This is a genomic window from Gilliamella sp. LMG 34360, assembly GCF_984568995.1.
The window spans coordinates 2,208,556-2,220,482 of sequence record NZ_OZ474900.1 but is presented as its reverse complement, the minus strand read 5'-3'; the positions used below and the strand labels follow the sequence as shown (position 1 = coordinate 2,220,482).

At 35.3% G+C, this 11,927-nt stretch carries 8 protein-coding genes and 1 tRNA gene; 7 read left to right on the top strand and 2 right to left on the bottom strand.

The genetic code is table 11. From position 1 onward, the window contains the following. Positions 1-423 precede the first annotated feature (423 nt). Genes AC5LW9_RS09995 through AC5LW9_RS09985 form a run of 3 tightly spaced genes read left to right on the top strand, consistent with a single transcriptional unit; the run spans position 424 to position 2,697 of the window. A complete protein-coding gene (locus AC5LW9_RS09995; protein ID WP_198236913.1) occupies positions 424-1,200 on the top strand; it encodes a basic amino acid ABC transporter substrate-binding protein in 777 nt (258 codons plus the stop codon). Between the two features lie 26 nt (positions 1,201-1,226). Then, complete coding sequence (locus tag AC5LW9_RS09990) at positions 1,227-1,988, top strand: amino acid ABC transporter permease (protein ID WP_493455822.1); 762 nt, start codon at positions 1,227-1,229, stop codon at positions 1,986-1,988. Continuing rightward, positions 1,975-2,697 (top strand): amino acid ABC transporter ATP-binding protein, encoded by a 723-nt coding sequence (locus AC5LW9_RS09985; protein WP_198229095.1) that lies wholly within the window; start codon positions 1,975-1,977, stop codon positions 2,695-2,697. The genes AC5LW9_RS09990 and AC5LW9_RS09985 overlap by 14 nt, the downstream gene beginning before the upstream one ends. Positions 2,698-2,804: 107 nt before the next feature. On the opposite strand, the gene fabB is transcribed toward AC5LW9_RS09985, so the two are convergent. Continuing rightward, positions 2,805-4,016, bottom strand: coding sequence for a beta-ketoacyl-ACP synthase I (fabB, locus tag AC5LW9_RS09980; protein ID WP_110454832.1), 1,212 nt, complete (start codon positions 4,014-4,016; stop codon positions 2,805-2,807). A gap of 293 nt (positions 4,017-4,309) precedes the next feature. Between fabB and AC5LW9_RS09975 the strand changes: the two genes are divergently transcribed. Beyond that, the gene (locus tag AC5LW9_RS09975) at positions 4,310-5,575 is read left to right on the top strand and encodes a putative DNA modification/repair radical SAM protein (RefSeq protein WP_493455821.1); all 1,266 of its coding nucleotides are present in this window, start codon (positions 4,310-4,312) and stop codon (positions 5,573-5,575) included. Between the two features lie 3 nt (positions 5,576-5,578). After that, entirely contained in the window at positions 5,579-6,427 is an 849-nt protein-coding gene (locus tag AC5LW9_RS09970) for a TIGR03915 family putative DNA repair protein (RefSeq protein WP_493455820.1), read from the top strand. Positions 6,428-6,494: 67 nt separating this feature from the next. On the opposite strand, the gene AC5LW9_RS09965 is transcribed toward AC5LW9_RS09970, so the two are convergent. Next, positions 6,495-7,253 carry an MlaA family lipoprotein gene (locus AC5LW9_RS09965; protein WP_198229098.1) on the bottom strand — a complete coding sequence of 253 codons (759 nt, stop codon included), beginning with the start codon at positions 7,251-7,253 and terminating at the stop codon, positions 6,495-6,497. 127 nt (positions 7,254-7,380) lie between these two features. Between AC5LW9_RS09965 and AC5LW9_RS09960 the strand changes: the two genes are divergently transcribed. Both AC5LW9_RS09960 and AC5LW9_RS09955 read left to right on the top strand, forming a co-directional pair. Next, positions 7,381-7,452: transfer RNA gene (locus tag AC5LW9_RS09960), tRNA-Arg, on the top strand. Between the two features lie 1,812 nt (positions 7,453-9,264). Beyond that, positions 9,265-11,925, top strand: coding sequence for a type VI secretion system Vgr family protein (locus AC5LW9_RS09955; RefSeq protein WP_493455819.1), 2,661 nt, complete (start codon positions 9,265-9,267; stop codon positions 11,923-11,925). The last annotated feature ends 2 nt before the right edge of the window (positions 11,926-11,927 follow it).

Here is an 11,927-nt window from a genome sequence, read left to right as displayed (position 1 = left end):
AGCATAGTGTTTTAGAACACTGAAAAGCTTAGCACCCTTGGTGTCAGCTTATTAGGGATAATATTATACTTAAGGAAATTAATTGGCTTTATAGCTGACCAATCTGGAGGAAGTTATAATGAAGCTATAATAATGCGTTTTTGTTTATAGTGATATCACTTATTGCATCCTCGATATTAACCTTTTTTATCCAAACAATGAAGCAATAAAACTCCGAGATAGTAACTTTACAAAGTGCTAAGTAAAGTCCTGATTTTTTATTGTTGAGTTTAAAAAAGATCTCACGCTAAGATTACGTATTACTTTTTAATCATTTAATGCACTTCAAAAAGTAAATAGTATAATAAAATCTGAATATTAATTTGCATTATTTGTCTCAAAAGCTATTATGGTTTTCACATTTATTTAAAGATAGGAATAACCATGATTAAGTCTTGTTTTTCGTTAATTTTATCCGCTTTTTTATTACTCACTAGTCATTTTAGTTATGCTGATAAAGATATAACTTATGTCGTCGGTGCGGGGGGCACATATCGTCCGTTTGAATATGAAAATACTCAACGCCAATTAGAGGGGTTTGATATTGATATCATCCAAGCAATTGCTGATATGGAAAATTTTAATATCAAATTGATTAATACACCTTGGGACAGTATTTTTGCCAGTTTGAACAATGGTGAACGAGACATCATTATTTCAGGTATTACTATTACCGATAAACGTAAAAAATCGGTAGATTTCTCATTACCTTACTTTCCTGCTGAACAAGTTGTTGTAACGCAAGCACACTCCAGTATTACTTCATTGGAAGATTTAAAAACCAAAACAGTAGGCGTTGTAAATGGTAGTACAGCAGATGTGGTTGTTTCAAAAGTTTTAGGAATGAATAGCAAAGCGATAAAGCGTTTTGATAATACGCCTCTTTTATTACAAGATCTTTATGAAGAAGGGATTGATGCTGCGGTTAGTGATGTTGGGGTGGTTAAGTTCTATATTAAAATGCATCCCGGAAAAGATTTCAATCTAATTGCTGATCAAAACTTCGAGCCTCAATATTTTGGTATAGCTGTTGCTAAAGGTAATGATAAATTACTTAATAGTATTAACGAAGGACTTAAAAAAATTATTGCCAATGGTACTTATGCAACCATTTATGCTAAATGGTTTGATGAAAATGTACCAACTCTACCCATTAATTAATCGACAATTACAGGATCATTTTATTTATGCAGTTTAATTGGGAAGTAATTAGTGATTATTTGCCTCTGTTTATTGATGGGGCAATAATGACCATCACCTGTACGATAGTTTGTGTGGTGTTTGGTACACTTTGGGGATTAATGTTAGGTCTTGGTCGAGTTGCTGAAGTGAAGCACGGCATTTATAAATATGTTTTATTATTAGTAGTAAAATGGCCAGTTAAAATTTATGTAAGTGCATTTCGGGGTACACCGTTATTTGTACAAATTATGGTTATGTACTTTGTTATCATGCCATTTCTGTTACATCCTCGAGAGGGTATTTTAGTCTCTGATTATTTGATCTCACCTGAAACCGCGCGTTTTTTACGAGTGCAATATGGCGCATTTATCTCTTGTGTTTTAGCAATAACTTTAAATGCTGGAGCTTACATTTCTGAAATCTTTAGAGCGGGTATTCAATCTATTGATAAAGGACAAATGGAAGCAGCACGATCACTGGGCATGAGTTATGGTAGCACCATGCGTAAGGTAATTTTACCACAAGCTTTTCGACGCATGCTTCCACCTTTAGGTAATAATGCAATTGCAATTTTAAAAGATTCTTCATTAGGTTCCGCTATCGGATTGATCGATTTAGCGTATGCGGCAAGAACGGCTGGTGCAGCCAATGCTGTCTATACCGAACCTTATTTAGTTATCTCTTTAATTTACTGGTCTATGACATTTTTGCTGTCATTACTGGTTCAATATATGGAAAAAAGGTTAGGTAAAAGTGATTCACATTAATAATCTACAAAAGCAATTTGGTGATATTCATGTATTAAGAGGTATAACGTGCGATATCCAAGAAAAAGAGGTTATTTCAATTATTGGTCCGTCAGGATCGGGTAAAAGTACCTTTTTGCGTTGCATAAATGGGTTAGAAGATATCACCTCAGGTGAAATTGAAGTTAATGGCTTTAAAGTTCATGTCCCTAAAATCAATATCAATCGCTTGCGCGAATCTGTGGGAATGGTGTTTCAGCGTTTTAATCTGTTTCCACATATGACTGTGTTAGAAAATTTGATTTTAGCACCTCGTGATGTCAAAAAAATGGCCAAAACCGATGCTATTACCAAGGCAGAAAGTTTACTTATAAAAGTCGGACTAATTGATAAGATTGATGCTTACCCAAGTCAACTTTCAGGTGGTCAACAACAGCGTGTTGCCATTGCCAGAGCTTTGATGATGGATCCTAAAGTGATGTTATTTGATGAACCAACTTCAGCGCTTGATCCTGAATTGGTCGGTGAAGTATTAACCGTTATGAAATCATTAGCGCAAGAGGGTATGACGATGGTGGTTGTCACTCACGAAATGGGTTTTGCTAGAGAGATGTCCAGCCGAGTTATTTTTATTGATCAGGGAATTATTCAAGAGCAAGGATCACCTGAGCAGATCTTCAAAAATCCACAAAACGAACGTACCCAGTTATTTTTAAGTAAAGTACTCTAGGTGTTTATGTAGTCAATGATTGGCACAAAAAAACTGTTCTTCATGAAGTGACCCCCAATAGTTGGACAACCAATTACTGGGGTTTTTTATTGATAAAATTTGAGCAATTAAGCTTTATATTTTTTCATTACAATTGAAGCATTAGTACCACCAAAGCCAAAGCTATTTGACATAACTGTTGTCAATTCACGTTCGGTTGGTTCAGTAATAATATTCATGCCAACTGCTGCTTCGTCTAATTCATCAATATTAATACTTGGTGTAATAAAGCCATGCTCAAGCATTAATAATGAATAGATAAGTTCTTGTGCGCCTGTTGCACTTAATGAGTGACCAGTCATTGACTTAGTTGATGAGATTGCTGGAATATTGTCACCAAACACTTGTTTGATCGCCCATAACTCTTTTACATCACCAACAGGGGTTGATGTACCATGAGTATTGATATAATCAACTGGCACATCTAAATCTTGAATAGCAAGTTGCATACAACGCATTGCCCCTTCGCCAGATGGTGCAACCATATCATAACCATCTGATGTAGCACCATAACCGACTAACTCACCGTAGATATGAGCGCCACGGGCTAATGCATGCTCTAACTCTTCAACGACAACCATACCCGCCCCACCAGCAATAACAAATCCATCACGATTAGCATCATAAGCTCGTGATGCTTTTTCTGGGCAGTCGTTATATTTAGTTGATAGCGCACCCATTGCGTCAAATTCGCAAGACATCTCCCAACAAAGCTCTTCACCACCACCGGCAAAAACAATATCCTGTTTACCTAGTTGAATAAGTTCAGCTGCGTGACCAATACAGTGCACAGACGTTGCACAAGCTGAGGTCATAGAATAGCTCACACCTTTAATTTTAAATGGTGTAGCTAAACAAGCTGAAATTGCCGATGACATTGATTTTGTCACAGCATAAGGACCAACACCACGTAATCCTTTTTCTTTCATACCTGCAACGACGTTATATTGAGTTTTAGTTGAACCGCCATAACCTGCAATTAAACCAGTACGTGGATTAGAGACTTGTTCTGGAGTTAATTTAGCGTCTTCAATAGCTTGTTGTAAAGCAAGATAACCATAAATTGAAGCATCATTCATAAAGCGAACTATTTTACGATCAATAAGGCCTGTCGTATCTAATTTAACATTTCCGCAAACATGGCTACGCATTCCGCTATCTTTCATTTCTTGTGAAAAGGTAATACCACTACGGCCGATTTTTAAAGATTCCAAAACTTCTTTGGTATTATTTCCAATACTTGAAAGAATTCCTAACCCTGTTATAACAACGCGTTTCATACAATATTTAGCTCCTAAATTATCTGCTTCTAACAAAAATTAGTGTGATTATAGCGTACACTTGTAAGCTCAACAATACCTGAGTAATTTTTTTATCTTTCTTTTTTAATTAATTAATTGATTATTAATATATTATTCAGGTAAATTTAGCTTTACATTGATTAAAAATTATTAAATTATTGATAGTTAATGACTCAAGTTTACCAAGTTAATATGATTAAATCGCAACATACTTGCAGAGCCTAACACAGTTAATATATACTGTATATAAATACAGTTTATGGTGGTTCAAAATGAATGAAAAAATGGTTACTAAGCTTGAGATATTAGCTGAATCGGCAAAGTATGATGTCTCGTGTTCATCAAGCGGATCAACCCGTGGCAATAAAAATAAAGGCATTGGTAGTGCAAACAAAAGTGGTCTTTGCCACACATTTACTGCCGATGGGCGATGCGTATCGTTACTTAAAATTATGTTAACTAATTACTGTATGTTTGATTGTGCTTATTGTATTAACCGACAAAGTAACGATATTCCTCGAGCGGGTTTTACTCCGCGCGAACTGGCTGATCTGACCATTGAATTTTATCGCCGTAACTATATCGAAGGATTATTTATAAGTTCGGGTATTGTGCGCAGTCCTGATCACACTATGGAACGCATGATCCGCGTAGTGAAAATTCTACGTACTGAGCATCATTTTAATGGCTATATTCATATGAAAGCGATCCCTGGTGCCAGTGATGAACTCATTAATCAAGCTGGATTATTGGTTGATAGAATGAGTGTTAATTTAGAAATTCCAACCGAAGAAAATCTTAAATTACTTGCGCCAGATAAAGATCATAAAAGTATCTACCAACCTATGCGCCAAATTCATCAAAATTTACTTGAGAACATTGAAGATCGTAAAAAATTTAAATCTACACCAAAATTTGTACCAGCAGGGCAGAGCACACAAATGATTATTGGTGCAACCGATGAATCGGACAAACAGATATTACAACTAACAGCCAAACTTTATAAGCGACCGAGCATGAAACGAGTCTATTATTCAGGATTCGTTCCTGTAAACGGTTATGATAAACGTTTGCCAGTAGTGCAAGATGTACCGCGCGTACGTGAAAATAGGCTGTATCAAGCCGATTGGTTATTACGATTTTATGACTTTAATGTTGATGAAATTGTTAATGATAGGTATCCAGATCTTGATTTAACGGTTGATCCTAAACTTTCTTGGGCGATCCGTAATCCGCAGTTTTTTCCAGTTGATATTAATCGTGATAGTTATCAAAAAATATTACGGGTGCCCGGTATCGGTGTAAAATCTGCCAAATTAATTGTTATGGCAAGGCGTCATCGTCGGTTAACATTTGAAGCACTTAAACGGATCGGAGTGGTATTAAAGCGCGCGCAATTTTTTATTATTTGTCATGATATGAAAAAATTTAAAATACTTGACTCATCAGCCGAATATATCAAGCTATCTTTGCAAGATACACCATTGTTAGAAGATAAAGCAATTTATCAACCACAACAACTCGTAATGGGGTGGTAACGTATGTTAGCGTTTTATTACGAAAAAAGCTTTGAAGGTGTGTTATGCGCGGTATTTGATGCTTTTAAACTCAAAAAAATGCCAGAATGTTTATTAGCTACAGGACAGGTAGAACCACTACTTGTAACAGATAGGCATCATGTAGAATTTTGTGAATTTAAGTATGAACGGGTGCGTGTTGCATTAATCAAAAAATTGAGTAAAACTGCTTTACGACAATTAATGTATGTATGGTTATCTGAATTACCCGATAGCGACTTAATCATCTTTCGATATATTTGCAAAGTATTTAAAGCCACAAAATCTATCGAAACTGATTTTGCCGATCCCGATGTATTAATCGTGCGCGAAATTGCAAAAAAAGTAAGTAATGAACGTCATCGTATATTAGAGTTTATTCGTTTTAATGCTATAAAAAATCCACTAAACAAACCTTATAAACAAGCATCAGATAATGACGAAAACGAAGAATGCGAAAAGATCTACTTTTCTGTAATTGGTCCTATTTATAACGTGCTACCTTTGGTACTAACTTTTTTCAAAGAACGCTTTGCTGACCAAAAATGGGCAATATATGATGAAAAGCGCCAATATGGTTATGTCTATGATTTGAATAGTATAGAACAGGTATCATTGATTGATAAAGATGATTTAATTATTAACAGTCAAGTTAATCAAAATTATCTAACCGAGGACGAGGTACTGTTTCAAACCATGTGGCTAAGGTATTGCAATGCAATAACCATCAAAGAACGTATTAATCCAAAATTGCAACGGCAACATATGCCAAGTCGGTTTTGGCGCTATCTACCCGAAATGAAACTTGCCGTAAAAGACTACAACGGCATTTAAAAAGCTTTTATAAGACACAAAAAACCGCCAATCAAGGCGGCTTCTTAACGAATGTAACTAATTAAACTTATTGAGAATCTATATCATTAATTATGCTATTAATGCTTTCTTGGCGTTGCTGTTGTTTTTGCTCGTCAACTTTACCACCAGATGCATTAAAATCATTACGTTGGAAATAAGCATTACGCATAAAGTTATAAGGGTCATCACTACTTTTGAGTAAATCTTCATACTCAATTGCTACAGCACGTGCTTCAATACCATCAAATACGCCACGAACTAATGCCCATTCCCAATCTAACCAGACAAGTGGTGGATACAAGGTATCAACAATATCACCACCTTCTTGGCGAAGGGTAGCTGAACCATAGAAAGGTAACACTACATAAGGACCATAAGGCATATCATAATGGCCTAATACATCACCAAAACTTTGTTTAGAACCTTTTTGTAATTGTGGGTCAGCCATGCCGGCTACATCAAATAAACCAGCAACACCAAAAATGGTATTTAAAAAGAATCGAGCTAAATGTTTGCCTGCTTCATGCCCCTCACCTTGTAGCACACTATTAACCATTGATGCGGGTTCAGAAAGGTTAGATGAAACATTAACAACCCCTTTACGTATTGGTGTAGGTACATAATCTTTCCAAACAACTGCGGCAGGTCGCAAAATATAAGGATCAAGCGCATAATAGTTAACATTAAACATAGTTTTATTGAACCCAGATAATGGGTCACTGTAGCTATTTGTCTCAGGCTGATAGGTTGCACAACTTGTCAGTGCTAAAACCGAAAACATCATACCTATTATTCTTTTTTTCATAATGTTACCGAATAAAAATGATAAAGTGTTGAATGGGCATGATTGTATCATGTTTGTTCAAAATAGAAAATTTTTCATGAATTAAATGGCAATGTTTGTTTAAATTTATTAAAATGCTTGCCACTATGACCTCATAGTTAAATGGATATAACGAGCCCCTCCTAAGGGCTAATTGCAGGTTCGATTCCTGCTGGGGTCAAAACCAGGAAAAGAAGCTACACGATTGAAAACGACAGTATTTTATTAACCTCATTTAGAAAATACCGTAAATGTGAACTGTAAAATCTCAAAAATCTCAAAAATCTCTAAAAGCCATAAAATCTAAAAACGCCTAGACTGAAAAAGCCTCTATTTATATATTATCCTATTGAAGTCCAAATAATTTATCATTGCTTGTCTCTATTTTAATCATCTTTTTTGATTTTCTGTCAATCATCAAACAGTATATTTAATGAAAAGTGTTTTCATCTCTCTTAGAAAAACGCTATTTATATGACATACCAATTTAATACTTTGTAAGATTATTTAATTTGAAAAAAATTATAAAATAGTAAGCAATATCATAGTGATAAATAGAATCAATAATTCTATAGTTTAAGAAAAGTTGTTAAAAAGAGTAGATAATGTTTATAGGTATTATTTAATGGCTAGCCACCATCGTTTATCAAAGGGAATAAGCAAATTGTTTAATCTTATTTAAAAATAGTGCTAAAGATATTACAAAATAAATATTTTAAGTTTTTGTTTTAATATTTTCTACTGTTAGGAGGATATGAATTTATAAGCAAAATCGTTTATCGTTTTTTTTATCTCTGTAAAGAAATTGAATAATACGTTCTTGCTGTATGGGTAATGTCATAGCAGTAGTTAAAACAGGATATATCGCGTATTAAAAATAATCGTTAAGTAAAAGTACTTCTGCCAAATATGAGAAATTACAAAGCAGGTCAATCATTATTGATAAACGCAAATTTGTGTAATACTCAATTAACAATTATCAATACAAGCTAAATTTAGTTTTGCAAAGCCGATTACTAATTTGCATTAACTTTTGTTGATTTTTTACCCTTAAAGAATGCAGTTAATTGTTGATTAACTATCATAAGGTTAATTTTTAATCTAATTACATGATATTTTAGAGCAGATTATTTTAGTTTTATCACTAGGTTTTGTAATCCTATCATCAAGATTGCTTATAATTTAATTAATAATATTTAGGAATTTGTTAAAAAAAATCAAATAATAGAATAAAAATTATTGTATAGTAACAAGTTGTTAAGTAATAATAAGAAACTTTATTAAATGAGGTGATTAGAAAGAAAAATTCCTCTGATGATAAACACCAGAGGATCATATGCAAGGGATGACGCATATAAGGAGAAAGTGGTTAAATAATAAAATTTTTAAAGATATTTTGTCAAATTTGATCTGATAAGAAATCGTTAAAAAAATTTCAAAATATTGAAATTGATAGCTAATCCATTAATACCTAATGTTCATGTAATTTATAGGGCAGTTATAAGATTTTTTAGTTAAATATTTAGCATTAAATGTAAATTAATCGAAAATTAAAGCTAATATTTGATAAATAAATTAGTTTTCGTACAACAAAATTATAAATTTCTTAAAGAAATCTTATGTTAGCTATAAATACTTAATGTAAATTTATTTGTAAAACAGTCAAAATAAATTTCCAAAATTCAGATTTTGTTACCCTCCCTTTTTTGATAGTGTTTAGGTGAAAAATTGTTATTTATATTCTGATGATTTATTAGTGATATCAGTAAGTTATCTATTAAAATTAAATTTATAAAAACTTTAAAAAAATATTGCAAATTGCGTAAAAAAAGGTATTTTATACCTCTTTTTTAGATTGTTTTTGATCTGAACTTATCAAAAGGTTTGTGTGATAATTGTAAATTATCCTAACAATCAAAAAACAATGCAAAAAATTAGTTATAACAATAACAAAATATTTTCAGTAATCATGAAGTATCAAAAAGAGGATAACATGAATAAAGGATTAACCAATCTGGTGAATCAATTAGGCAATGGTTTAAGTCGTGGTTTAAAGAATGGTTTGGTTAATGGCGCGGGTCACAATCGCTATACATTAAATATGGACGGGTTGCCTGCTGAGATTTCAATCTTACAGGTTGAGGGTAATGAGCAACTTAACCAGCCTTGGCACTATACGATTACTTTCACCAGCTCGGATAAACAACTTTCTGTTGAATCCTTTCTTAACCAAAATGCCCGTTTGAGTTTTAATCCTGCTAATTCTAGTAGTTTAAGTGACTTTGCAACTCAAGGACTTGATGCACTTAATTCCTTAACCTCTTCTAATCCATTAGATGCATTAAAACAATCTAATCCACTTGATTCGCTTAATTCTTTAACCCAATTTAATCCGCTTAATCCGTTAAATTCACTATTATCTCAGGGTGGCTCACGCACTCTTTATGGTGTGATAACCCAGTTCAGCCAATTATCAGTCAGTAACGATGAGGCCCGTTATCAGGTTGTCTTGTCCTCGCAATTAGCCAAACTGGCATTAAGTCATAACTGTGCTATTTTTCAGAATCAAAGCGTTATTAGTGTGGTTGAAGAGGTCTTGCGTGGTCATGGTTATACCGGGATTGATTATAGTTTAGCACTTAAAGAGCAATATCCTGAACGTGAATTTATCACCCAGTGGCAGGAGAGTGACCTTGAGTTTATTCAAAGACTGCTTGCTGATGTGGGGGTCTATTTCCGGTTTGAAACCCATGGTGAACACAACTGTGATGTGATGGTCATCAGTGATTATGAGCAAGGTTATCAGCAGGTGGCTGATATTGTGTATAAACAACCGAGCGGCACACTGGATAACGGCGTTGAAAGTGTCTGGGATATAACCTTACACAGTCAGATGGTGGAATCTTCGGTACAAGTACAAGATTATAACTACCGAGATGCGCAGGCGAATTTACTCGGTGAAGTTAACAGCCAACAGAAAGATAACACCACTTACGGCACCGATTACCGTTATGATGAACACTATAAAGGGTTAAATAGCAATGGTGACAGCAATAATGGAATTGATAGTGACACCAACAATAATAATGATGGCAATGATGATGAAAACAGTGGTGATATTGATACCGACGACAGTAATGGCAATAATAACGATAATAGCAGTGATATTAGCACTCATTCTGGTAATGCGAGTAATGGTGTTGAAAGTGGAGAATGGTATGCCCGCATTCGCCATGAACACGCTATTAGCCGTCAAATTGTTATCCGGGGTAAAAGTAATCAGGCCAATTTAGCCCCGGGTCAACATATCCGCATCAAAGGCAGTACGATTGCCGGAATAGATGAGGGGGTAATGATATTAACGGTGCAAGGACAGGGAAACCGCAGTGAGGCTTATGAACTGAGTTTTACTGCTATACCTTACCAGCCATTAAAACCTTACCGCCCGGAGCCGATTCCTTTTCCGACTATTGACGGTACTTTACCGGCACGGGTAACCAGTCCGAATAATGACACCTATGGTTATATTGATACACAAGGTCGCTATCGGGTTAAATTTAACTTTGATTTAAAAGAGTGGCGAAACGGTGAAGAGAGCTTATGGTTAAGACTGGCTAAACCGTATGCGGGCAGTACCTATGGTTTTCACTTTCCACTGATTGACGGCACAGAAGTTGCGGTAGCGTTTACTAACGGTAATCCGGACCGACCTTATATCGCACATGCGATGCATGACAGTCAACATCCTGACCATGTGACCGCCATAAACAAACACCGTAATGTAATTCGTACTCCTGCTAACAACAAACTGCGGATGGATGATAAGCGCGGACAAGAGCACATCAAGTTAGCGACCGAATACGGTAAAACCCAGCTTAACATCGGGCATTTAGTTGACCAAAATAAAGAGCAGCGCGGTGAGGGATTTGAACTGCGCACCGATGAGTGGGGGGCAATTGCTGCCAATAAAGGCTTATACCTGACCAGTCAGACCGAGCCTAAGGCACAGGGTAAACAGCTTGATATGCAAGGTGCCATTACCCAGCTTGAAAATGCGTTATCAATTGCTAAAGCACTGCAAAATGCAGCAACCTCATCTGAAGCCCATGGTGCGGACACCGACAGTCAAGAGCAACTTAAAGCGACATTAACCCAATTAGCCCAAAGTGGCATTATTGCTTATGCACAAGAGGGCATTGCTTTAACCAGCCCGGAAAACATCCAACTGTCAACGTCGAATAGTGTTTCAGTGACCAGTGAAAACCAGACTGACATCAATGCGTTAAAAAACATTACCGTCTCATCCGGTGAATCCATCGGTCTGTTTGCTCATAAATCAGGAATGAAAGTCTTTGCCAATCAGGGTGATGTTGAGGTGCAGGCACAAAATGCCAACCTGAATATGGCTGCCAAACAAGATATTAAAATAGACAGTGTAGATGGCAGTGTTGATTGGTCAGCAGCAAAAGAAATCACCTTAATATGTGGTGGTTCATACGTAAAAATCAGCGGTGCGGGGATTGAACTGGGTACAAATAATAACGTTTACTTGAAATGCAATGCGATGAACAAGATGGGGCCAGCAACTCAAAACAGAACGATAACATTAAAATCAAGTGAGCTGAATGTTAAACACTGTGCAGAAACGGATTAATA

Excerpts from the sequence above, each read along its gene's own strand:
- AC5LW9_RS09995 (WP_198236913.1), top strand. The coding sequence starts at position 424 with ATGATTAAGTCTTGTTTTTCGTTAATTTTATCCGCTTTTTTATTACTC.
- AC5LW9_RS09990 (WP_493455822.1), top strand. The coding sequence starts at position 1,227 with ATGCAGTTTAATTGGGAAGTAATTAGTGATTATTTGCCTCTGTTTATT.
- fabB (WP_110454832.1), bottom strand. The coding sequence starts at position 4,016 with ATGAAACGCGTTGTTATAACAGGGTTAGGAATTCTTTCAAGTATTGGA.
- AC5LW9_RS09975 (WP_493455821.1), top strand. The coding sequence starts at position 4,310 with ATGAATGAAAAAATGGTTACTAAGCTTGAGATATTAGCTGAATCGGCA.
- AC5LW9_RS09970 (WP_493455820.1), top strand. The coding sequence starts at position 5,579 with ATGTTAGCGTTTTATTACGAAAAAAGCTTTGAAGGTGTGTTATGCGCG.
- AC5LW9_RS09965 (WP_198229098.1), bottom strand. The coding sequence starts at position 7,253 with ATGAAAAAAAGAATAATAGGTATGATGTTTTCGGTTTTAGCACTGACA.
- AC5LW9_RS09955 (WP_493455819.1), top strand. The coding sequence starts at position 9,265 with ATGAATAAAGGATTAACCAATCTGGTGAATCAATTAGGCAATGGTTTA.